This is a genomic window from Methylobacterium sp. yr668, assembly GCF_900116245.1.
In the GTDB taxonomy this organism is placed as follows: domain Bacteria; phylum Pseudomonadota; class Alphaproteobacteria; order Rhizobiales; family Beijerinckiaceae; genus Methylobacterium.
The window spans coordinates 312895-335363 of record NZ_FOZY01000001.1 but is presented as its reverse complement, the minus strand read 5'-3'; the positions used below and the strand labels follow the sequence as shown (position 1 = coordinate 335363).

The 22469-nt window shown below is 71.7% G+C and carries 15 protein-coding genes; 11 read left to right on the top strand and 4 right to left on the bottom strand.

Going from position 1 to position 22469, the window contains the following annotated elements:
* The first annotated feature begins 32 nt into the window (after nt 1-32).
* The 3 genes from BM419_RS01545 (at nt 33) to BM419_RS01535 (ending at nt 2432) form a co-directional block, all read left to right on the top strand.
* Complete coding sequence (locus BM419_RS01545) at nt 33-1034, top strand: catalase (protein ID WP_244540680.1); 1002 nt, start codon at nt 33-35, stop codon at nt 1032-1034.
* Nucleotides 1035-1170: 136 nt separating this feature from the next.
* Nucleotides 1171-1719 carry a peroxiredoxin family protein gene (locus BM419_RS01540; protein ID WP_091924496.1) on the top strand — a complete coding sequence of 183 codons (549 nt, stop codon included), beginning with the start codon at nt 1171-1173 and terminating at the stop codon, nt 1717-1719.
* Nucleotides 1716-2432, top strand: a complete 717-nt coding sequence (locus BM419_RS01535) for an MOSC domain-containing protein (RefSeq protein WP_091924495.1) — start codon at nt 1716-1718, stop codon at nt 2430-2432. Before BM419_RS01540 ends, BM419_RS01535 begins: the two co-directional genes overlap by 4 nt.
* A gap of 75 nt (nt 2433-2507) precedes the next feature.
* On the opposite strand, the gene BM419_RS01530 is transcribed toward BM419_RS01535, so the two are convergent.
* A complete protein-coding gene (locus BM419_RS01530) occupies nt 2508-4100 on the bottom strand; it encodes an FAD-dependent monooxygenase (RefSeq protein ID WP_091924493.1) in 1593 nt (530 codons plus the stop codon).
* Nucleotides 4101-4488: 388 nt separating this feature from the next.
* Here BM419_RS01530 and BM419_RS01525 point away from each other — a divergent pair, with 388 nt between their 5' ends.
* Nucleotides 4489-6111 (top strand): adenylate/guanylate cyclase domain-containing protein, encoded by a 1623-nt coding sequence (locus BM419_RS01525; protein ID WP_091924491.1) that lies wholly within the window; start codon nt 4489-4491, stop codon nt 6109-6111.
* Between the two features lie 16 nt (nt 6112-6127).
* On the opposite strand, the gene BM419_RS01520 is transcribed toward BM419_RS01525, so the two are convergent.
* Nucleotides 6128-8017: a M23 family metallopeptidase gene (locus BM419_RS01520; RefSeq protein WP_091924489.1), complete on the bottom strand. Its 1890-nt coding sequence runs from the start codon at nt 8015-8017 to the stop codon at nt 6128-6130.
* A gap of 381 nt (nt 8018-8398) precedes the next feature.
* Between BM419_RS01520 and BM419_RS01515 the strand changes: the two genes are divergently transcribed.
* Both BM419_RS01515 and BM419_RS01510 read left to right on the top strand, forming a co-directional pair.
* Nucleotides 8399-8728, top strand: coding sequence for a CsbD family protein (locus BM419_RS01515; protein WP_091924782.1), 330 nt, complete (start codon nt 8399-8401; stop codon nt 8726-8728).
* Between the two features lie 435 nt (nt 8729-9163).
* Nucleotides 9164-9424: a hypothetical protein gene (locus tag BM419_RS01510; protein WP_091924487.1), complete on the top strand. Its 261-nt coding sequence runs from the start codon at nt 9164-9166 to the stop codon at nt 9422-9424.
* Between the two features lie 64 nt (nt 9425-9488).
* Here the strand turns inward: BM419_RS01510 and bcsS are convergent, their stop codons facing one another.
* Nucleotides 9489-10304, bottom strand: coding sequence for a cellulose biosynthesis protein BcsS (gene bcsS, locus BM419_RS01505; protein ID WP_091924485.1), 816 nt, complete (start codon nt 10302-10304; stop codon nt 9489-9491).
* Between the two features lie 159 nt (nt 10305-10463).
* A complete protein-coding gene (locus BM419_RS01500) occupies nt 10464-12887 on the bottom strand; it encodes a response regulator (RefSeq protein WP_091924482.1) in 2424 nt (807 codons plus the stop codon).
* 426 nt (nt 12888-13313) lie between these two features.
* On the opposite strand from BM419_RS01500, the gene bcsA reads away from it, so the two are divergent.
* From bcsA to bcsN, 5 genes are read left to right on the top strand one after another with little or no spacing between them, the layout of a single operon-like run.
* Nucleotides 13314-15713: a UDP-forming cellulose synthase catalytic subunit gene (bcsA, locus tag BM419_RS01495; RefSeq protein WP_175556252.1), complete on the top strand. Its 2400-nt coding sequence runs from the start codon at nt 13314-13316 to the stop codon at nt 15711-15713.
* A 5-nt stretch (nt 15714-15718) separates the two neighbouring features.
* Nucleotides 15719-18310: a cellulose biosynthesis cyclic di-GMP-binding regulatory protein BcsB gene (locus BM419_RS01490; protein ID WP_091924779.1), complete on the top strand. Its 2592-nt coding sequence runs from the start codon at nt 15719-15721 to the stop codon at nt 18308-18310.
* On the top strand, nt 18307-19461 hold the full coding sequence (locus tag BM419_RS01485; RefSeq protein WP_091924475.1) for a family 8 glycosyl hydrolase: 1155 nt from the start codon (nt 18307-18309) through the stop codon (nt 19459-19461). The genes BM419_RS01490 and BM419_RS01485 overlap by 4 nt, the downstream gene beginning before the upstream one ends.
* Nucleotides 19446-21455: a tetratricopeptide repeat protein gene (locus BM419_RS01480; RefSeq protein WP_091924466.1), complete on the top strand. Its 2010-nt coding sequence runs from the start codon at nt 19446-19448 to the stop codon at nt 21453-21455. Before BM419_RS01485 ends, BM419_RS01480 begins: the two co-directional genes overlap by 16 nt.
* A complete protein-coding gene (gene bcsN, locus BM419_RS01475) occupies nt 21452-22441 on the top strand; it encodes a cellulose biosynthesis protein BcsN (protein ID WP_091924463.1) in 990 nt (329 codons plus the stop codon). Before BM419_RS01480 ends, bcsN begins: the two co-directional genes overlap by 4 nt.
* Nucleotides 22442-22469: the final 28 nt, after the last annotated feature.

The window sequence follows — 22469 nt, the reverse complement described above, 5'->3', positions numbered from 1 at the left end:
CGCCGCGCGCAGACGTGACCGATCGCCGACCCGTGAGGGCGCCGACCGCGCCGAGGATCGCGGCGCTGGCACGCCTCGGCGGGATCCTTCTCGCGCTCCTCGCGCCGCCGACAGGGGCGATCGCCGCCGATGCCCAGGACCTGGTGGAGGCTCTGCGCACAGTCGCCGGCAGTCGGCCCGGCGTGCGCCCGACCTTCGCCAAAGGGCAGTGCGTCCGCGGCACCTACACCCCTGCGGCCGAAGTGGGACAGGTGACGCGGTCGATCAGTTTCACGCGGCCGTGGCCTCTCGTCGGGCGGTTCTCGGTCGGCGGCGGCAACCCGTCGGTGCCGGACGCGACCAGGACCGTTCTGCGCGGCTTCTCGATCAAGCTCCTGTCGGACGGTGGCGAGACCCATCTGCTGTTCGAGAACGCGCCGGTCCACTTCGCGCGGACCGTCGACCAGATGCTCGCGTTCCTGCAGGTCCGCGTTCCCGGCCCCGACGGCAAGCCGAATCCGGAGGCCATCGCGGCCTTCGCGAAGGCCAATCCGGAGACGACGCGCCAGGCGGCCTTCCTCGCCGGCAAGCCTGTCCCGGGCAGCTATGCCGACCTCGTCTATTGGGGCGTGCACACGTTCACGGGGCTCAACGCGGACGGCCGTGCCGTGCCCTTCAAGTTCAAGATCGTGCCCCGAGCCGGCGAGATCACCCTCAGCGACGAGGAGGCGAAGGGCAAGCCTGCACACTTCCTGGCCGACGCGCTTCGGGAAGAGCTGTCGAAGGGCCCGGCGGGGTTCGACGTCGTGGCCCTGCTCGCCGGGCCCAACGACGATCTCGGCAGCGACATCACCCAGCGGTGGCCCAACGAGGACGACCGGAAGGCGGTCACCCTCGGCACGATCGCCGTGACCGGCATCGAGCCGAACGAGACCTGCGACCAGGGCACCTTCGACCCGGGACAGCTGGCGGACGGCATCGACGCGCCGAAGGACGAGATCTTCGCGGCGCGCCGCACCGCCTACGGGATCTCGTTCGGCCTCCGCTCCCAGTGAGTCGCCGCGGCCCGGCGGCTGCCACCGCCCGGCCGCCACACCCGCTGGCCGCGCCTCGACAGGGCGCCGCGCGGCCAGCGGCCGATGCGACCAGACGGACGCCCGTCATCGACGACTGGAGCTCCGGAGAAGCGGCATGACCATCCTGGCCCCCGAACTCGTGACCGGTCGCTGGTTCAACACGCCCGCGCCGCTCTCCCTCGCCGCGCTGCGCGGCACGGTCGTCGTGCTGCACGCGTTCCAGATGCTGTGCCCCGACTGCGTGGCGCACGGCACGCCGCAGGCCGAGAAGCTGCACCGGATGTTTGCCGGGAACGGCGCGGTCGCGGTGCTCGGCCTGCACGCGGTGTTCGAGCATCATGCCGCCATGACCGAAGTCGCACTCGAAGCCTTCATCCACGAGTACCGTCTGACCCTGCCGATCGCCGTCGACCTCCTCGAGGACGACGGTCCGATCCCGCAGACGATGCGGCGCTACGGTATGCGCGGAACGCCGACCACGATCGTCATCGACCGCGACGGACGCGTCCGGGAACACGCCTTCGGGCAGGTCGACGACCTCGCGCTCGGGATCCTGGTGGGCTCGCTGATCGCGGCACCGGTCACGGGATCGGTGCGCGGGGAGTTGGTACCGGACGGGTGCGACGAAGCCGGCTGCCGGCTCACGGAGGAAGCGCGGCCATGACGGCGCCTCTTCTCCCACCCGTCCTCCCGCTCGTCCTCGCCGGCCCGGTCGCGCCGCTGGGACCGGACGGTCCGCCGAGCGGCATCGTCAAGAACCCCGTTCCCGCGCCGTGGCGGATCACGGCGACCGGTCTCGTGGGCGATGCCCAGGCCGATCTCCGGTACCACGGCGGTCCCGAGAAGGCGCTCCACCAGTATCCGCAGGACCATTACGCCGCCTGGGCCACCGAGATCGGCGATCATCCGCTGCTCTCCGCACCGGGCGCCTTCGGTGAGAATCTCGCGACGACGGGCTGGACGGAGCGCGACGTCTGCGTCGGCGACGTCGCCCGCTTCGGCTCCGCGCTCCTGCAGGTCAGCCAGGGGCGCCAGCCGTGCTTCAAGCTCGACCGGCGCTTCGGACGATCCGGGATGGCGCTCGCCGTTCAGAGAACGGGGCGGACGGGCTGGTACTGGCGGGTCCTCGAGGACGGCGTCGCTGAGCCGGGCGACAGGATCGAGCTCCGCGCGCGTCCGCGGCCGGACTGGTCGCTCGCGCGCCTGATCCACCTCCTCTACGTCGACACGCGCAACCGGTCCGAACTGCAGGCCGCGAGCGCGCTCCCGGAACTGGCGGAGAGCTGGCGCCTGCTCCTGCGCCGACGCTTGCGGACCGGTGCGGTCGAGGACTGGTCGAAGCGCGTCACCGGACGGGATGGCGGGCCGGACGCCTGAACGCGGGCGCGTCGATGCGGATGGGCCTCGGACGAGGGGCCGGGCTGCCGGTCGGATGCCGGCCACGGCTTGCGCTCATTGCGGGAAGGCCGACGGGAACAGGCGCCGGAGATGTGCGTGCAGGCCGGGCTCGCGCCACGTCCGGCCGCGCCAGGCGAGGTGCCCGTCCGGCCGGATCAAGCAGGCCAAGGTTCCCGCGCCGTAAGCCGTACCGAAGGACCTTGTCGGATCCGCGAGCGTCGTCACGCCCGGGATGGGCACCTCGCTGCCGATGACGACGACCCGGACGCGGGAACGGTGCTGGCGAGCCCAGATCGGCAGATCGGGGCCGGCCACGGCGTCCGACATCCCGGCAGGATGAATGAGGAGGACGTGCTCGGTGCCTCTGAGTTCGTCGAAGAGCCGCGTCGGGAAGCCGAGTCCGTCGCGGACCAGCCCGTTGACGTCGGGCGCCCGGTCGCCGGCCCTCGGGCCGGCCTCCGTCGACTCCGTCGCGTCGTCGGCGATCCAGGCCGTGTTCCGATAGCTGACGAGGACCTGCGTGTCGGCGAGGCGGTCCGGCGCGCCGCCGCGCTCCCGACCGTATCCCTCGCTCGCTGTTTGGGTCCGCGCGATCACGTCTGCGCCCACCGGGCGCCGCTCCCCCTCGTAGCTGTCGAGGAGAGCCTCGGGGCTGGCGCCCCGAAGAACCAGGGCGAGCTTCCAGGCCAGATTGTAGGCGTCCTGGATTCCGGTGTTCATCCCCTGCCCGCCGGTCGGCGGATGGATGTGGGCGGCATCGCCCGCCAGGAAGCAGCGGCCGCGCCGATAGGCGGCGGCGAGGCGCATGCTGATGCGGTACACCGACGACCAGCGCAGGTCCGACAGGCGCGAGCCGTCCGGCAGGAGATCGTCGGCCACGGCCTGCAGGTCGGCCAGCGACGGGCCTTGAAGCTCGGCCTGGATCCCGTGGTCCGACCCGCCCGCCGGCACCAGATGCTGCGGCGCGAGCATCGAGACGCGGTAGCGGCCCGGCTCGGGGAGCGGGATGGCGATGAACATGTCGGGCGGGGCGTCCTCGTTCAGTCGCAGCGCCCGGACCGCGAGGCCGTAGGGTACGTCCCAGGCGATGTGCACGTCACCGAGCATGAACGGCCAGGGATAGGCCTCGCCCTCGAACGGGATGCCGAGCTGGCGCCGGACCGTGCTGTGGGCACCGTCGCAGCCCACGACGTAGCGGAAGTGCGCCTCCGCGACCGCACCGTCCGCTTCCTGTAGGTGCGCGCGGATTTCGGCGCCGTCCTGCTCAAGGGCCGTCAGGCGCAGGCCGCGCTCGACCCGGACGCCAAAGCGCTCCAACTGACGGTTCAGGACGCGCTCGGTCTCGAATTGGGGCAGACCGAGCGACGCGTAGGGCAGATCGACCGGTGGACTGACCGCGTCGATTGGCGGCTGGCCGTGCAGGATCGTGCGCAGGCCCGTGAGCCAGAGACCCGCGTCGATCATCTCGCGGGCGAGGCCCATGTCCTCCCAGACTTCCAGCGTGCGCGGGGTAACCCCGATCGCGCGGCAATAGGGCGACGGCCGCGCCGCAGCATCGACGATCCGGCAGCGCGCCCCGTGCCGGGCGAGTTCGCAGGCGAGCGTCAGACCGACCGGACCGGCCCCCACGATCAGTACATCCGCCATCGCACCCTCCCCAGACCGATCCCGAATCGTCCCAGCGCCCGCACCTATCTGAGATCGCCTGGCCGGAATCACGCCGTCGACGCGCGGACTATAGGTGCCGTTCGAAGGATCCGCCGCAGGCACGGCTCGGGATGCGCCGCTCCCGACCGACGACGATGCGCCGATCCCGCAACAGCGGCTCAGCGCGCGTTCCGGAGAGCCGACGGCGGAGGGCGCGCCACGACCTCCCCAAGTCGATTGATTTCGTCGACTGTGTTTCGCGCAGACATTGCATTGATGCCGCGGTTCGAGGTGCGCCCGAAAAGTCAATGCTTCTCGGGAAAGACATCATTGTATATGGAGCTGACCAGTATGGGGGCCGTGTCCTGGCGCCCCGGGGTCGCGAGAGATGTCGAGTTTCGACGAGTCGGTCGCGCGCCAGCAGCGGTTCATGGGACCGCTCCTGGTGGCGGCGATCCTGTTCGGCCTGGCCGGGCTGCCGGTCGCGGTCTGGCTCGACCTGCGCGGCCTGTCCGAGCGCATGCTCGCCACGCAGGCGATCGAGACCGGCCGGATCATCGACCAGATGCGCAGCTTCTACGCCAGCGACGTCGTCCAGGCGGTCAACGCCGCGACCGGCCGGGTCGAGACGCGTCACGACTACAAGGGGGTGCCGAACGCGATCCCGATCCCCGCGACGCTCTCCCTGGAACTCGGCGAGCGGATCAGCGGCGGCGACGGCGCGGTGAAGTACCGCTTCGTCTCCGATCTCCCGTTCAAGGACCGCAAGCCGCACGATCTCGACAGCTTCGAGACCCAGGCCCTGGCGGACCTCCGGGCGCACCCCAAGACCGGCTTCGTCAGCGAGACGACGGGGTCCATCTTCGACCGGCAGGTGCGCATCGCTGCGCCGATCCGCATGGAATCCGCCTGCGTGCGTTGCCACAACGCCCATCCCCTGAGCCCGAAGACCGACTGGAAGGTCGGCGACGTCCGCGGCATCCAGGAGATCGTCCTGCACCAGCCGATCGCCGCCAACGTCTTCGCCTTCAAGTACCTGCTCGGCTACTTCATCCTGGCGGCGCTCGCCGGCACCACCTTCCTGCTGCTGCAGGCGCGCCAGTCCCGCCTCATCGACCGGATGAACAGGGAGCTGACCGAGTCGAACGGGTTCCTGGCGTCGGTCTCGGTGCAGATCGCCAAGTACATCTCGCCCCAGGTCTACAAGAGCATCTTCAGCGGCGAGCGGGACGTGTCGGTGGCGACCGAGCGCAAGAAGCTGACGATCTTCTTCTCCGACATCAAGGACTTCACCGCGACCACCGAGCGCCTGCAGCCCGAGGAACTGACCGCGCTGCTGAACGAGTACCTGACCGAGATGACCGCCATCGCGGTCAAGCACGGCGGCACGGTGGACAAGTATATCGGCGACGCGATGCTGGTCTTCTTCGGCGACCCGGAGAGCCGGGGCGTCCGCGAGGACGCGCAGGCCTGCGTTCGAATGGCGATCGAGATGCAGAAGCGCCTGGGCCAGCTCAACGCCCGCTGGCGGCGATCCGGCATCGAGCGCCCGTTCCAGGCCCGGATCGGCATCAACACGGGCTACTGCAACGTCGGCAATTTCGGCAGCGACGAGCGGATGGACTACACGATCATCGGCGCGGAGGCGAACCTCGCCGCCCGCCTCCAGGCGGCCGCTGTCCCGGGCGGCATCACCCTGAGCTACGAGACCTACGCGCTGGTGAGCGACATCGTCCAGGCGAGCCCGCAGGAGCCGATCCGCATGAAGGGCATCAGCCGCGAGATCGTCCCCTACGCCATCGAGGGCGACCTCACCGCCGAGGCCCCGGAGACGATCTTCTCCGAACACGCCCGGGGGATCGACTTCTACGTCGACGTCGACGCCCTGGAGATGGAGGGCGCGGCGCGGCTCCGGAAGCGCCTGCTCGACACGCTCGCCGCCGTCGACCGCCGGATGACCGGGGCTGCCACCCCCTCGGAGAACGGCACGCGGCCCTCCGCGACCGGTTGAGGTCCGCGCGATCGCCTCAGAGCGGCAGGGCCGACATCGCCAGGGCGCCGTGGTGGCGGAGCGCGTTCGTGGCCGCGACCTGCCGCTCGAAAGTTGTCATCAGCCTGGGCGAAACGCCCTGGCTGTCGGGCAGGCGGATCGTCATCGGGTCGAGGAAGCGCCCGTTGACGCTCACCTCGTAGTGGACGTGGGGGCCCGTCGAGAGGCCGGTCGAGCCCATGTAGGCGATGACCTGCCCCTGGTGGACGGTCGCGCCGACCTGAACGCCGTGCGCGAGCCGCTGCAGGTGATTGTAGGCCGTCACGTAGCCGTTCGCGTGGTGGATCTCGACGCGATTGCCGTAGCCGCCGCGCGGGCCCGCATACGCTACCGTTCCGTCGCCCGTCGCCATGATCGGCGTGCCGGCCTTGTTGGCCCAATCGACGCCGTTGTGGAAGCGGGCGTAGTGGAGGATCGGATGGACGCGCGTGCCGAACGGCGAGGTGATCCGCCCGTCGGCGATCGGCATGCGCATCAGGAACTTGCGGAGCGAGTTGCCTGTCTCGCTGAAGTAGCTCGCCGTCCCGGCCTCGGGCGCCTCGAAGCGGTAGGCGCGGTGCTTCACCCCGCCGAGCGTCAGGGCGACGTAGCGCACCTCCGGCGGGCCGCCCGCCTTCTCGCTCGGGCTGAACAGCACCTCCAGCCGGTCGGACGGGGCGATCCGGCGCTGCATGTCCAGGCCGAACGCGAAGATGCCGACGATGCGCTCGGCCAGGATGTCGGGCAGGCCGTTACGCAGGACCGCCTCGTAGATGCTCCTGTAAAGGCTGGCGCCCGAGCCCTCTCCGTCGCCGTCGTCACCGGAACGCGACGCCGCGACCTGGGCCGACGGCGGCGCCACCGTGACGAAGCCGCCGGAATCCCGTTCCGCGACGATCTCCTCGACGCCGCCCGCGCCGTAGAGCGTCACCCGGGCGATCCGGCGCGCGGCCTCGCCGGCGCGCGAGCGGACGAGGAGCAGGTCAACGTGCTGCCCCTCGGCCAGCCCGGTGCGGGCATGCTCGCTGAAGGCGGCCAGGATGGCGGTCACGCGCGCCGGCTCGGCGCCGTTCGCCGCCAGCGCGTCGGCCAGAGTCTCGCCGCGCTTGAGCACGACGTCGCGCGTCTCGGTCAGGCTCAGGCCGGAGGCGGGCTGGGTCTCGGCGAGGTCGGTGATGTTCTCCGGGACGACCCGCACTTCGATCGCGTGGAACGGGTCGCGGCCCGTATCGGCGCCGGCGGCAGTCGCGGCGGCGTCGGCCGGCGCGGCGACCAGGATCTGCGAGAGCAGGCGCTGCGGCGCGAGCGGCACGGCGATCCGCGGCCCCGTCTCGCGCGCCTCATCCGACTGCCTCTCCACGAGGGCCGTGACGTCCTCGTCGCTCAGGCCGGGCGCGTCGTCGGGAACCGGCGTGCCCGCGAGCGCGGAGCGCGTGATCGTGACCGTGGTCCCGGACGGATCGTCCACCGGCTCGTCTGCGACAGGGGCGACCTCTCCGTCCGCGGCGAGCTGGCGCGTCGGATCGAAGGGTGGGATCTGCCCGTCGACCGCGTCGCCGGAGGACAGGCTCGTGACCAGTCGCACGAAGGGCTGGGTCCGGATAATCTCGCGCGCGCCGACCTGGTGGGTCACCGGCGCGGAGAACTCCTCCCGGTCCGAGGCGACGAGTTGGCGCCGCACGAGGCGGTCGCCGCGCTGTCCGACCACACCTTGCCCCTCCGCGACCTGGGCGGACCCCTGGCGGAATGTCGGCTTGGCTGGCGCGAGATCGGTGTCGACGGACATGCGGAGCGCCGCCCCCATGAGGGCCGCGCCGCAGGTGGCGATCAGGCAGCTGGCGCAGAGCCAGCGCAGGTTCAGCCGTCGCCGGTCGAGCGGCGTCGTCACTCCGTGGGTCGGGGCCGCGACCGCGCTGCGCGACAGGGACCTGTGCAGAATGGGCAGCCCGCCGCGCGGTGCTCGTCCGCCCTCGTTCATCCGGTCCCCTCACGCTCAAGCTCGCCGCTTCGGCGGTGAGTGCGGCCTGAATGAGGCTGCGACTTGCGCCTGGCGCGACGCTCGTCCGCTCAAGGAGCGCACGTGTCGAGCGCGGTACCGGCGGGCAGGACGGGGCATTCGTCGACCGCCCACGATCGTTTCGACCGGACTCCGCCACGGAGCCGGGGAACGCCCGGCGCAGATCGCTGTTGCCCCAGTCGCCACAGAGGGTTGGGAGTCCGACCGCCGCGACTTCGGCACCTTCCCGCGACACATTCGGAGAACATGGTCATGGTCGACACGGACAGGATCACGGGCGCCGCGCGCACGCTCGGCGGGAAGGTGCAGGGCGCGGTCGGCGACGCCTTCGGCTCGGACCGTCACGCGCTCGAGGGGCGTCTCCGGGAGGCGCAGGGCACCGCCGAGAATCTCTACGGCCAAGCCAAGGACGCCGTGCGGCACGCGGCCGACGAGGTCTCGGACCACGCCGCGGAGGCCTACGACCGGAGCCGCCACGTCGCCTGGGAAGGTCATCAGAAATCCGTCGAGTGGCCGCACGCCTCCCTGATCGTGGCCGGTCTCGTCGGCTTCGGTCTCGGTTTCCTCGTCAGCCGTCTCTGACACGGATCGCCGCGTGCCGCCGTCGGCCTCACGTCGACGGGATCGCGGGGCCGCGAGCGCCGTGCGCGATTAGATCGGCACGGAGGCCAGGGCCGAGCCCGTGCCGCGAGAGGCGCGGGCCCCCTCTCCCGCGCGGGAGAAGGATGGCGCCGGTTCTCGACCGGGAACCGCCGTCTTAATCGAACCATCGCATATCGGTCGGAAGGGACCCGAGCGGGTTCAGGCACATGCCGCACGCAGCCGCCAAGCGCGTCGGAAGCCCATCGGCGCTGCCTGGTCGATCCTCGCGGCACTGAGGGTGTCGGCGACCTGCGAGGGTCCACGCCCGAGTCCGGGAATGAGCCTCCAGTATCCACGCCGTTGGTAACTTGTGTTCCATTATGGAACAGAGTCCTTGGCTCTATTCTCGCTCTAGACACCGCTGAGAGGTGTCTAATGCATCAGTTCATCGGCCTATTTGCCATCTTCGTCACGCTGGCCGGCGTGCTCCACACCTGGGGTGCGCCGCGCTGGGCGATCGCCGGCCTCTGCCTGATCGGTCTCCTCGGCGCGTCGGCCACGCTCGTCGGCATCCAACCCAAGGTGGCCCCGTCGCCGGTGTCCCAGGCGCAGTCGCTCAACGATGCGATGCAGCCCGTCTTCGAAGGCGTCTGGGACCCGCTGCGGCCCGGCCGGCTGCTGACGACGTCCCGGTAGCGTCTCCGGTCCGCGCGGCTTCTGAAACGAGCCGCGCGTCCCGTCAGGCAGCCCGCGCCAAAATCTAGAAGGTCGAGCGCGCCTCGATGCTGGAATAGTACCCGGATCCCTGCACCCGATCCCGGACGTAGCCCGCGGCCACCGACATCTGGACGGGTCCGAAGCGGACGCCGGTCAGGTGGGCGCCGATCCGATACTGGCGGAAGAAGTCGTCGCCGAGGAACAGCGCCTCGGGGCCGATATAGACGCCGTCGGCGAGCATGTAGCCGACGCGCAGGCGCGAGTAGTAGGCGTTGAACTTCGTCGAGTACGAGCCGTAGGCCGAGACCATGGTCCGGTCGGTCGGCGTCGCGTAGAAATTGCCCGCGACCTTCAGCCCGACTCCCGTACCGACGACCGGGTTGCCCGGATCGGGAATCGACAGCTGGTTGCTGCGGACGTTGAAGCCGATGAATCCTGCGAGGGCCGCGTCCTTCCAGACCCACTCGTAACCCGCCTGCAGGGCGCCTTCCTGCTGGTAGCCGGTGACCCGCGTCGCGACGGACCGGCCGGGATACGAGTAGGTGCCACCGATGGCGTCCACGCGGACCCGCAGGCCGTCCCGGGTGGGTGAGCCGTTCGGCGCGGCGGTCACCGTCACGGAGCCGAAGGCCGAGCTGTTCGACGTGACGCTGGTGGATCCGTCGACCGCGACGGCCCAGCTGTCGTCGACCGCCTGCTGCGAGGCGCCCGTGTACCAGTCGGCGCCGGCGCTGCGCGCCGGGAGGTCGGCGGCGGCGGCCTGCGTGGCGGAGGCCGCCGCGCAGGCGCACGAGAGGGCCAGAACGGTCGTGTACGGAGTGCGAGGACGTCGGGCAGCTGGTTCCGCAGTCCTGCCCATATTCGAAAGCTCCGTTAAGGTACGATTTACGCTTTAACCAACACTCGTCGACAATAGTTAACATCCACTTTTGGAAGGACTGAGTTTCGATCAGGGCGTCGGCGCGGAGAGCGAGCGCGAGAACCGCGCGGTCGCTCAATCGGGCGGGATGCGCGGCGATCAGGCCGCGCGCGCGCGGACCGCGGCGTCGAGGACGACCTGCAGGTCCTCGTTGCGGAAAGGCTTGTCGATCCGCAGGAAGGCGTCGGCGGAGCGCGGCAGCTGGCCGTGTGGGCTGGCGAGGATGACCCGGATCTGCGGGTAGCGCTCGACCACGGTGGCGGCAAGCTGGAGACCCGCCATCACCGGCATCGATTGATCGACGATCATCGCGTCGAAGGCGGCGTCGCGGGCAAGGATCTCGAGGGCGTGCGCCCCGGAGGCGGCCTGGACCACCGCGTGGCCGAGATCGGCGAGCACCTCTGCGACGCTGGCCCGCACGAGGCCGTCGCTCTCCACGAGCAGGATCTTCAGCCCCGCCGCGCGGATCGGAGGGAGCGTGGCGACGGCCGGGGGCGCGGCGGGCAGCCAGAACTCGGCCAGGAACGGCTCGGCGCCGGTCCCGTCGCGGATCAGGCGCCAGTGGCCGCCGGTCTCGGTGACGAGCGCCGCGGCCGCCGCGAGGGTCGGGCCTGCTGCCGTCGGCAGCGGCGCGGCCTCGGGTCGGCGACCGCTGCTGACGAGCACGCGCACGTAGGCCGCAACTTCCGCCGCGGCGCCCATGTCCTCGGGGGTGCCCTCGACGGCCGCGATGGCGAAGCCGGCGAGGCCGGCGTCTCGAATATGGAAGGCCAGGTTGAGGAGCAGCAGCTCCAGCACGCGCTCGCTGCACAGGACGGGCGGCAACCCGGCGGGGATGCGGTTGAGGACCGGCATCTCGCCGAGGGCGTTCGCGGCCAGGAACGGCAGGTAGCCCTCGAAGGTGGTGGCGAGGTCGGTCTCGGCGAGGGTGATGCCGGTCTCGTCGCCGCGCACGAGGTGCAGCATCCGGCGGGTGAGCGCCGCGCCCCGGCGCGCGCCGGCCGTCGCCCGCCCGACCAGCCGTTCCTGGTCGTCCCCGAGGGTGTGGCGCCGCGCCAGCAGCGTGAGATTCGTCAGGACGACGGTCAAAACGTCGTTGAACTCGTGGACGATGCCGTCGGTCACCCGCCGCAGGACGAGGTTGCGACGCGGCTCGACGGGCTGCGGCAGGGTCGCCCCCTCGCCGCCCGGCAGCTTCCGCATCAGGGCGAAGAGCCGCCGGTCGCCCCTGGCGTCGGCGAGGCACAGCAGCCTCACCTGGACCTGCTGCTCCGGCCAGTCGCGGAGGTGCAGGGTCACGTCGTGCGGGCCGTCGGCCGCGAGTGCGGCGTCGCGCGCCCGGTCGAGCACGGGCCGGTCCTCGGCGACGAAGCAGGCGGCGAACGGGGCGGCGACGGGGGCTCCGTCGTCGCCGGCCGCGCTCCGCGAATCCAGCAGGGTCCGGCCGGTGTCCGGATCGATCTCGCAGCAGGCCCAGCCGGAGACCGCCTCGAAGGTTGTCAGACGCGCCTTGAGGCGCGCGACCTCGGACCCGGCGCCGGCCATCTGCAGCCCGGCGCTGCGGCGATGCCCCGCGAAGACGTCCGAGAGCGCCGCGAACTCGCCGATCCACGTGCGGGGCGCTTCGGTCTCGCCGGCGGTCTCGCCCTCACCCCTCAGGAGGCGGCGCAGCGGTCGCGTCAGCCGCTCTCCCGCGACGAAGCCGAGCGCCGCCGCGCAGAGAATCAGGGCGAGCCCGACGCCGAGCATCCGCCAGTCCGGTGACGCGGCGAGCGACGCGCCGGAGGGCACGGCCTGCGCCGTCACCAGCCATCCTGGCGAACCGATCTCGGCCGCGAGACGCATCGGCGTCGTGGCCGAGACGGCCGTCGTCCGGAACGGGCTCGGGGCCCCCGACAGGACCCGGCTGTCCGGGGTGGCGACGAGGAAGCCGAGGGTGTCGGGCAGCGCCGCGGCGCGCCGCACCTCCTCCTCGACCTTGGTGAGATAGCTCGGGTCGGCGTCGAGGCGCAGCAGGCCGTCCTGACCGCGCTCGCCCAGCGCGACGGCGGTCCCGAACGGCGAGTCGGCCTCCGCCCCGTCGCTGACCACGATGACCCCGGCCGCGCGGCCGCGCAGGAACCACGTCTGCCGCGCGACGCTGCTGCCGACGCGGCGCTCGTCCCGGGCCGCCAGCACGGTACCGTCGGGCGCGACGAGGACGGCGTCCCGGTAGACCGGGTTGAGGTCGAGCCACCCGCGCAGGCGCGCGGCACGCTGGTCGGCGGAGAGCAGGCCCTCGTCGTCGCGGAGCATCAGGGCGGCGCTGCGCGCATCGACCACGGTCTGCCGCAGTCGCGCCGCGAGGGCGGCGACGTAGGCGCGCGAGGCCGAACCGACCATCTCCTGCGGGGACGCCGCGGGTCCGGGCCGCGCGGCCGGGACGACGATCAGGACGGCGGCCGCGAACCCCGCCGCCGCGGCGATCGCCACCTGCAGCGCGTTGAGCAATCCGAGGGAGATCTGCAGCGGCTTCGCGGTCATCCGTACGCCCGGGGGTCGGTCCCGAGCGAGGCGCGATTTTCGTTAAGGGTCGATTAAGGCCCGCGGCGCAACCCGGCCGTGCCCCCCGACGCGGGCGCGTTCCGCCGGGCGGGTCGTTCCGATTATCCATGGCGCTCTACGTCGCCTGCGCCGCACCGAAGCCGTTTATAGCGAAGCTTTAGAACGGAATATTAATGTATTCGGCGCAACGGCGCGTCCCGGTCTCGTTCTCGCAGCCCGATCGACTTCGCCACGCCGGGCATCATCTGGGTTGCCCGCATTCCTAAGTTAACCGTAATTTCCGGCTAAGTGGAGTGGGCTGGATATTACGAATGGGTTTGTTCATTGACCATCGTCGCTGTACAAACCCGGCGGTAGAGCCGTTGCACCTCGATCCGAGGGATTTTTGGCCCGGGAGGCTGTAGCGTGAGGCAGGCGTTGCGTTGGCTGGCCTGGGTTGGGGCGACAGTCGCCAGCCTCGCCCTGCTCAGCCAGCCGGTCGGGACGCAGGCCCAGCTCGCCATGAGCCTCGCCGCCATGGCGGTGATGATCGTGCTGTGGGCCGTGCTCGACGGGCCGCGCACGCGGTTCGTCTTCATGGCGCTCGGCAGCCTCGTGGTGCTGCGCTACATCCTGTGGCGGCTCACCAACACGCTGCCCTCGCCGGGCGACCCGGTCAGCTTCGGCTTCGGCCTGATCCTGCTGGTGGCCGAGCTCTACTGCGTCTTCATCCTGTTCGTCAGCCTGATCATCAACGCGGACCCGCTGCGGCGCGACCCGCCGCCGGCTGCCCCAGCCGCCGACCTGCCCACGGTCGACGTGTTCGTCCCGAGCTACAACGAGGATGCCGCGATCCTCGCCATGACCCTGGCGGCGGCGCGACAGCTGAACTACCCGCCCGAGAAGCTCACGGTGTGGTTGCTCGACGACGGCGGCACCGACCAGAAGTGCAGCGATGCCGACCCGGCCAAGGCCGCGGCGGCGCGCGCCCGTCGGGGTGAGCTGCAGGCGCTCTGCGACGAGCTCGGCGCCCGCTACCTCACCCGCGCCCGGAACGAGCACGCGAAGGCGGGCAACCTCAACAACGGTCTCGCCCATGCCCGGGGGGACCTCGTGGCGGTGCTGGACGCCGACCACGTCCCGTTCCGCTCGTTCCTGACCGAGACCGTCGGCTATTTCGCGCAGGATCCGCGCTTGTTCCTCGTGCAGACGCCGCACGCGTTCCTCAACCCCGACCCGGTCGAGCGCAATCTGCGGACCTTCGAGCGCATGCCCTCGGAGAACGAGATGTTCTACGCGGTCACGCAGCGCGGCCTCGACAAGTGGAACGGCTCGTTCTTCTGCGGCTCGGCGGCCCTTCTGCGCCGCACCGCCCTCGACGAGGCCGGCGGCTTCTCGGGCATCACCATCACGGAGGATTGCGAGACCGCCTTCGAGCTGCACTCGCGCCACTGGAACAGCGCCTACGTCGACAAGCCTCTGATCGCCGGCCTGCAGCCCGACACACTGGCGGACTTCATCGGCCAGCGCTCCCGCTGGTGCCAGGGGATGTTCCAGATCCTGCTGCTGAAGAACCCGGCCTTCCAGAAGGGCCTCAAGCCCATTCAGAAGATCGCCTACCTCTCCAGCATGACCTTCTGGTTCTTCCCGATCCCGCGGCTGATCTTCATGTTCGCGCCGCTGCTGCACATCTTCTTCGACCTGAAGATCTTCGTGGCCAGCGTGGACGAGTCGATCGCCTACACGCTGACCTACATCATCATCAACTTGATGATCCAGAACTACATCTACGGCAAGTTCCGATGGCCGTTCGTGTCGGAACTCTACGAGTACATCCAGGGCGTCTACCTGGCCAAGGCAATCGTCTCTGTCATCGCGTCGCCCCGCAAGCCGACCTTCAACGTCACCAACAAGGGGGCGACCCTCGACCACGACCACATCTCGTCGCTCGCCCTTCCGTTCTTCCTGATCTACCTGCTCCTGATGCTCGGCTGCGCCGTCGCGGCGTGGCGCTACCTGTACGAGCCCGGCGTGACCAACCTCATGCTGGTGGTCGGGCTGTGGAACTTCTTCAACCTGCTCACCGCGGGCGCGTCCCTCGGGGTCTGCGCCGAGCGGCGCCAGCTCGAGCGCACGCCCTCCCTGGCGATCGATCGCCGCGGCGTCCTCACGGTCGCCGGGCACAGCGTCGACGTCTCGATCGAGCGCGTCTCCGCCGAAGCCTGCACCCTGCGCCTCCTCGGCGGCGCCCTCGATCCGGGGCTCACGCGCCCGCCGCTGCGGGGGACGCTCAGCGTCGAGCCGACGGCCGGCGCGCGCCGGACCGCGCCGCTTCCGGTGCACCTGGAGCAGGCGACGCGCGACGGACAGGAGCTCGTCATGCGGGTGAACTTCGGCACGCTGGCCATCCGCGACTACCCGGCGCTCGCGGGACTCATGTACGGGGACGCCGAGGCGATGCGGCGCTTCCAGCTGCGGCGGCGGCGGCACAAGGATATTCCCACCGGCACGCTGCAATTCGCGTGGTGGGGCTTGGTCGAGCCGTTCCGCGCGCTCCGCTATCTTCTCGCGAGCCGGCGCCCCAGGCCCGTCGAGATCGAGGAGGCGCCGATCTACGACGCACCGCACGACGCCGCCGCGGCGCCGGTGCCGGCTCCGGTGCCGTCCGTCCCGGCACCGGCGGCCCCCGCTGCGGCGCCGTCGCTGCCCGCGACCGCCAAACCCACCGACATCGAGAGCGGGGACGACTGGGTCCGCCTGATGATGGATTACGAGAACGAGCGCACCCTGGCCGAGCTTCGCGGCCGGCGCACGAGCGCGGCGTGACGGCGATGGGTGCTCGGCTCTGCCTCCCCGTGCTGGGACTGCTGCTCGGTCTCGCGAGCGTTCCTGCCCTGGCCCAGAGCTTCCTGGGCTCGGGGCCGGCGGAACGGCTGACGGTCCCGCCGAGCGGCAACGCCCTGCGCGCGCCGTCCGAGGACGGGTCGGGCCCCGCACGCCGGCCGGACGCGTCGGCGACGGAGACGCGGCCGACCGCGCGCCCGTCCGAGCCGCCCCGGACCGCCGCGCCTCAGACGGTGCCGCGCGCGGCGATCCAGGCGACCATCGCGCCGGCGCGACGGCTTCCGTCCGGCCCGCGCGGCTTCCGCCTGACCGGGGAAGAGGATTCTCTGCGCTACCCCGTCTACCTCACCGAGGCGCAGACGCGGGGACCGGCACGGCTGCGCCTCTCCTACCTGTCGGCGATCTCGGTGGCGCCGGAGAGTTCCGAACTCGCTGCCTTCGTCAACGGGACGAAGGTCGGCTGGACCCGCATCCAGGCGCCCGGTGCCGTGAAGGTGGTGGAGTTCGCCATCGGCGACGGCGTGCTGAAGCCCGGCTACAACGCCGTCACCTTCACCGCCAGCCAGCGCCATCGCGTCGACTGCTCGGTCGGGGCGACCTACGAATTGTGGACGCAGATCGACCCGTCGCGATCCGGCCTCGTGGTCCCGCCGGCGACCGACATGGACGTCCGGTCTCTCGCCGCCGCGGAGCCGGACGAGAGTGGCGCCCTGCCGATCCAGGTCATCCTGAACGAGCGCCCGAACCTCGCTCGCCTGGAGCGCATGATCGAGGCGGTGCAGGCCCTCGCCCTCGTGGGCCGGGTCGCCCGTCCGACCGTGACCTTCGGCCCTCCCCTGCAGGGCCGGAACGGCATCAACCTCGTCGTCGGTACCGCCTCCGAGATCGCCGGAATCGAGGGCGTTCCCGAGCTGGGCCCGATCAGCGGGCCGCGTCTCGCCATCCTGCCGTCGCGGCCGAACACACCGCCGACCCTGGTGGTCACCGGCGCCCGCGACGAGGACGTCCGTCAGGCCATCACCAACCTCGCCGTGCCGGCCGACACCGGGACGCCGGGCGGGCTCAAGGCTGTCCAGCTCTTCCGCGGCTACATGGTGCACGGCGGCGAGAACCTGACGCTCGACCGCCTCGGCGTGACGTCCCGTGAGTTCTCGGGGCGCCTGCTCCATGTCGGCTTCGCCCTCCGCTTTCCCGGGGATTTCGTCCCGGCCGATTACGGCAAGGTGATGCTCCACCTGGCCGGGGCCTACGTGGCCGGGCTCTCTTCGGACGCCCGCATCGTCATCGACATCAACGGGCGCAACGCGGCCAGCGTCCCGCTACCCGACGGGCGCGGCGAGGTGTTCGACGACAGCGCGATCCCCCTGCCCTTCAGCCTCTGGCGCCCCGGGGTGAACCACGTCGAGATCTCGGCGCAGTTGCCGAACGCCGCAGACCAAGTCTGTGATACCCTCAGCCCGGCGGCCAAGCAGGCGCGCTTCCTGTTTCTCGACCGCTCGCGGATCGAGATCCCGCATTTCGCCCGGGCGGCGCGCAGCCCCGACCTCGCGGCGATCAAGGGCGGCGCCGTACCGTTCGTCGTCCCGGGGCAGCGCGCGCGCCTCGTTCTGCCGACGCCCGACCGCGACAGCGCCGACGCGGCCGCGACCCTCGCCGCCCGACTGGCGATGGCAGCCGAGCGGGTCATCGATTTCGAGGTCGTGACCCAGCAGCAGGTCGTGTCCGACACGAGCCAGCTCGTGGTCGCGCCCGCCCGCGCCCTCGACCCGGCGCTCCTGGAATCGGTCGGTTTCGATCCGCAGCAGGTCCAGCGGGTCTGGGAAGGCCGCGCCGACATGGTCGCCACCCCGGGCCAGTTCGGTCCCGAGGGCGTGCTCACCCTCGATCGGCTGCGCCGCAACCTCCCGATGCGTTGCGCCCTGCCGACCCTGATCCCGCAGGTGCGCCCGGCGCAGCCCGCCCCGACCCAGCAGGCGCCGCAATCCCAGGGCCAGACGAGCGCCGGGCCCGCCCCGACGGCTCCGCCGGCCACCCCTTCGGGCTCCGCGTCGGACCGCGAGCTCATCGACCGCTGGGAGGCGTCGACACGCGGCTCGCGCCAGATCTGGGCGGCCCTGGACTCCGTCTGGAACGAGATCACCGGCACGGTGCACTCCCTGCGCCAGACGATCACGGCGCAGGTGAAGCCGGACGAGACGGTCGAGGTTCCGGCCACGGCCTCGCTGCTCATCGCCGAGGGCCCCCCGGTCCAGTCGAGCAACACGGTGATCGTGACCGCGCCGAACGCGTCGCTGCTGAAGGCGTCCGTCTCCTGCCTCGTCGACCCGGTGGTCTGGGCGAAGCTCGGCGGCAGCGCCGCCTTCCTCGACGCGTCGAACGGCACGCTGGTGACGTCCCGGCCCGAGCGGATCGAGATCGTCGAGACGCAGCCGCGATCTCTGCCGAACCTGCGCCTCGTGTCCGCGGCTTGGCTGTCGATCAACACGGAATACTACGTGGGCATGACCCTCGCGATGGCTCTCTGCCTCGGCCTGGCCACCACGAGCCTCGTGCGCAACGTCGGCAGGAAGAATCCATGAGCCGCCGCGCCCGCACCCCCCTCGCCGCAGCTTTCCTCGCCGCGGCGATCCTGCCCGCGGCGGCGGCCTCGCCCCAGGACGAGCCCGCCGTGCCTCCGAGTACCGCGCAGCCGGGCACGCAGCCCGCGCAGGCGCCCCGGACCGCGACCCAGGGGCTCGCCGGCAAGCTCGGCAACGACGCCGCGTGGCGGGCCTACCGCGCGCGGTTCATCACCGACCAGGGGCGCGTGGTCGACACCGCGAACGGTCAGATCAGCCACAGCGAGGGCCAGGGCTACGGCATGCTGCTCGCCGTGGCGGCCGGTGATCGGATCAGCTTCGAGCGGATCTGGGGCTGGACCCGGGCCAACCTGATGGTCCGCGGCGACGAGCTGCTGGCGTGGCGCTGGTCACCCGACAAGCGTCCGGCGGTGAGCGACATGAACAACGCCACCGACGGCGACATCCTGATCGCTTGGGCGCTCACCGAGGCGGCCGAGGCCTGGAACGAGCCGAGCTACCGGACCGCCGCGCGCCGGATCGCCATCGAGTTCGGGCGCAAGACCATCCTGTTCCGGGACCCGCACGGGGCGCTGCTGCTGCCGGCGGTCTCGGGCTTCTCAGCGCGGGAGCGCCCGGACGGTCCGCTGATCAACCTCTCCTACTGGATCTTCCCCGCCTTCCCGCGCCTCGCCCTCGTCGCGCCGGAATACGACTGGGCGGCCCTGACGCGCAGCGGCCTCGCCCTGCTGCGGCAGTCGCGCTTCGGTCCGAGCAACCTGCCCACCGAGTGGATCTCCGCCAAGGAGGCGCCGCGTCCCGCGAACGGCTTCCCGCCGCTGTTCTCCTACAACGCCATCCGGATCCCGCTCTACCTCGTCTGGGCGGGGCTGGTGCGGCCCGACGACCTCGCGCCGTTCCAGGTCCTGTGGTCGGGCGCCGATCGGGAACGGCTGCCGATCGTCGACACCGGCGACGGGCGGAAGGTCGAGTGGCTCACCGAGGCCGGCTACATGGGGCTCCCGGCACTGGTGGCCTGCGCCCTCGACGGGACGCCCTTCCCCGAGGATGCGCGCGGCGACATCGGCAACCAGAACTACTACCCGGCCACTCTGAGCCTCCTCGCCCTGACCGCGGCCCGCATGCGTTACCCGTCATGCCTGAAGTCCTGACCGGTCGTCCGCCGGCACGCCTCCGACCGGCCGCGCCCTGCCTCCTGATGCTGGCGCTCACCGCCGCGCCGGCCGCCGCGCAGGTCGACGCGCGACCCGGTCCCGCGCCCCAGTCTCCCGCCGCGCCGACACGCCCCGAGCCCCGCATCGTCTACGGCGACGGCCCGCGCGCCCCGGCGATCCTGGCCGACCCGGCCACGTCCCGCACGACCGACATGGTCGACGAGAGCGCGCTGCGCTACTACGCGGCCCAGAAGCAGACGGCTCGGATGAAGGCCGAGATCGTCCGCCTGAAGCGGCTCTATCCCGGCTGGAACGAGCCGCCGGACCTCAACGCGCTGCAGCCGAGCCCGCCCGAAGAGGCGCCCCTGTGGGACCTCTTCACCTCGGGGCGGTTCGACGACCTCCGCGCGGCGATCGTCGCGCGCAGGTCGATCGACCCCGCGTGGCAGCCCTCCGAGGAGCTCGCGCGCAAGCTCCGCCGGGCCGAGTTCCGGTCCCGGATCACGGCGCTCACCGGCAAGGACGCCGACGCGATCATCGACCTCTACCGCGCCGATTCCGGCGCCCTCGATCCGCTCGACGTCCAGAGCGTCTGGATGGTCGCCGACGCCCTGGGCGATACCGGCTCGGGCGACGAGGCCTTCGAGCTCTACAAGTCGATCCTCGACGGCAACGCCGATTCCGGCGTGCGCCTCGCCACCATCCAGAAGGCGATGGCGCATCTGCGCATGGCGCAGGCGGAGCGCCTGATCGAGATGGGGCACCGGGGCGCGAACGGGGCCTCGGAATTCGACGCGATCCGCCTCGACATCACCCGTGCCCGGATCGCGGCCTTCCTGCACGAGGAGAGCGCCGAGACCCCGACCCCCGCCGATCTCGCGGCCTTCCAGGCCGTCGCCCGCAAGAGCGGCGATCCCACCCAGACGAGCCTCCTCGGCTGGTACGCCTACAAGCGCCGCCAGTTTCGGGAGGCGCTCGAATGGTTCAAGCAGGCGATCGCCCGGGGCGGCGACGCGATGGTCGCCCACGGGCTCGCCCTGACCCTGCGCCAGCTCGACATGGCGCGCGAGGCCGAGGAGGTCGCCTACGCGTGGCGCGACAAGTTCGTGGGCAACGAGCTGCTCTACATCGACATCCTGGAGCAGAAGCTGACGCTGCCCCGCCCGCCCGCGATCGAGCCCGCGCGCATCGCCCGCTACGCCCAGGTCGTGACGGCCTCCACCTCGGGCGAAGGCGCCCAGGGGTTGGCGTGGTACGCCTACAATTCCTGCCAGTTCGACACGGCGCTGGAGTGGTTCCAGCGGGCCGTCGCCTGGATGCCGAGCGAGGGGACCGTCTTAGGCTACGCCCTCACGCTGCAGCGCCTGAAGCGGCAGCGTCCGTACCTCGAAGTCGTGAATCGCTACGACGGCCTCTTCGCCAAGGTCGTCGACCTGCTGTTCCGCGAGAACACGGGCGGGTCGCCGCTGCCCTGCGACCCCGTGCCCGCCGCCGCCGGGCCCGCACCCGGGCGGCACGCCGCGCCCGCGGCGCGGGTCGAGACGCCGCCGATCAACCGGGTGCCGCGGCCGGACCTGCCGCCGGCCGGCACGGACGCCAAGCCCCTCGCCGTGCAGCGCAACGAGTTTCCCCTGGCGGTCTCCATGGAGAACGCGCTCCGCTACCCGCCGCCGGGGCTCGTGCGGGTCCTGGCCGAGCCCGTTCCCGCGGGGACCTACGCCCGCGAGCCCACGACCCCGGCGCCGCCCCTGGTGGCCCGGCGCGTGCCCGGCGCGGGCCCGATGCCCTACGAGCGGTTCGGCTACGCCCTGCTCCCGGATTATCGCGGCGTCGACAAGCCCGAATTCCTGTCGCCGCCCGCCGCCGGGACCCTGTGGCAGGACCAGCAGGCCGAGCGCGGGCGACCCGAGAATTCCGAGGCGAAGCGGTTCCAGCTGCCCGCGCGCTCGGCCTACGACACCTCCGCCACGACCGAGCGGACCACCCCGTGAGGCGCGCGGCGATCCGTGCGGCCCGGCTCTGCGCCCTGGCGTGTCTCCTGCTGCCCGCCGTCGCGCGGGCGCAGACGGTCCCGGTCCTGACCCTGCCCGGCGCCGGGACGCTGACCGCGGTGATCGAGACGCGCGAGCGCGACGGGTTCGACCAGCGGCTGCGCTATGCCGGCGGCGACGGTCGCAACCACGCCGAGATCGCCCTGCGCCGGGAGACCGCCGACCTGCTCCTCGCCTTCCCGCCGCGGCTGGCCAAGCCCAGCGAGTTCGGGATCGCGGGGGAGATCGCCGTCCGGTTTCCCGGGCAGGCGATGACGGTGCGGCCGCCGCTGCGGAACGCCTACGGCCCGGTGGGCATCGCGCTCGGCGCCGACTGCCTCTACGCGTGGCAGTGGATCGAGGGCGGACGCGGCGCCGCGTCCGCCGGCGGGCAGCCGCCCGCTCTGTTCCAGGCGGAGCCGCTCGCGCGCCGCGCGATCTCCCTGCGGATCCGGCTGTGCCGCACCGCCGAGGCCAGCCTCGGCGACCTCGTGCGGGCGGTGGAGGGCCTCAGGATCGCCCTGCCCGGCATCCGCCCCCCGCCGGTTGTCGCGCGCGTCCCGCCGCGTCGGGTCGCGCCGCGGGCCGCCGTCCGCCGCCCGAGCCGGCCGGCCGCGGCCGAGGCACGCCGAGAAGAGGTTCCGCCGGTGCGGACGCCGGCCGCGTCACCGCCGCAGGTGCCCGTGGCGTCGCCCGTCGCGCCACCCGCGGCGCCGCCCGTCGCGCCCCCGGCACCGTCCCCGAGCGCCGGGGCGCCGGATCAGAAGCGCTACATCGTGCCGCCGACCCCCCAGACCCCCGCACCGGTGCTGCCGGAGCCGGGCGGCCAGCGCTACATCACCGAGGGGAGCGGCAGCGGGATCGCACCGAAGCCGGCGCCGGGGCAGGCCCCCGGCGAGACCTTCTTCCGCGACCTGCCGCCGGAGGCCTATCGGCCGCCGAACTGAGTTCAAGTCCGGGCGCCCGCCTCGGATC

What these genes read in the sequence shown, in the direction of transcription:
- BM419_RS01540 (WP_091924496.1), top strand. Translation starts at nt 1,171, where the DNA reads ATGACCATCCTGGCCCCCGAACTCGTGACCGGTCGCTGGTTCAACACG.
- BM419_RS01535 (WP_091924495.1), top strand. Translation starts at nt 1,716, where the DNA reads ATGACGGCGCCTCTTCTCCCACCCGTCCTCCCGCTCGTCCTCGCCGGC.
- BM419_RS01530 (WP_091924493.1), bottom strand. Translation starts at nt 4,100, where the DNA reads ATGGCGGATGTACTGATCGTGGGGGCCGGTCCGGTCGGTCTGACGCTC.
- BM419_RS01525 (WP_091924491.1), top strand. Translation starts at nt 4,489, where the DNA reads ATGTCGAGTTTCGACGAGTCGGTCGCGCGCCAGCAGCGGTTCATGGGA.
- BM419_RS01515 (WP_091924782.1), top strand. Translation starts at nt 8,399, where the DNA reads ATGGTCGACACGGACAGGATCACGGGCGCCGCGCGCACGCTCGGCGGG.
- BM419_RS01510 (WP_091924487.1), top strand. Translation starts at nt 9,164, where the DNA reads ATGCATCAGTTCATCGGCCTATTTGCCATCTTCGTCACGCTGGCCGGC.
- bcsS (WP_091924485.1), bottom strand. Translation starts at nt 10,304, where the DNA reads ATGGGCAGGACTGCGGAACCAGCTGCCCGACGTCCTCGCACTCCGTAC.
- BM419_RS01500 (WP_091924482.1), bottom strand. Translation starts at nt 12,887, where the DNA reads ATGACCGCGAAGCCGCTGCAGATCTCCCTCGGATTGCTCAACGCGCTG.
- BM419_RS01490 (WP_091924779.1), top strand. Translation starts at nt 15,719, where the DNA reads ATGGGTGCTCGGCTCTGCCTCCCCGTGCTGGGACTGCTGCTCGGTCTC.
- BM419_RS01485 (WP_091924475.1), top strand. Translation starts at nt 18,307, where the DNA reads ATGAGCCGCCGCGCCCGCACCCCCCTCGCCGCAGCTTTCCTCGCCGCG.
- BM419_RS01480 (WP_091924466.1), top strand. Translation starts at nt 19,446, where the DNA reads ATGCCTGAAGTCCTGACCGGTCGTCCGCCGGCACGCCTCCGACCGGCC.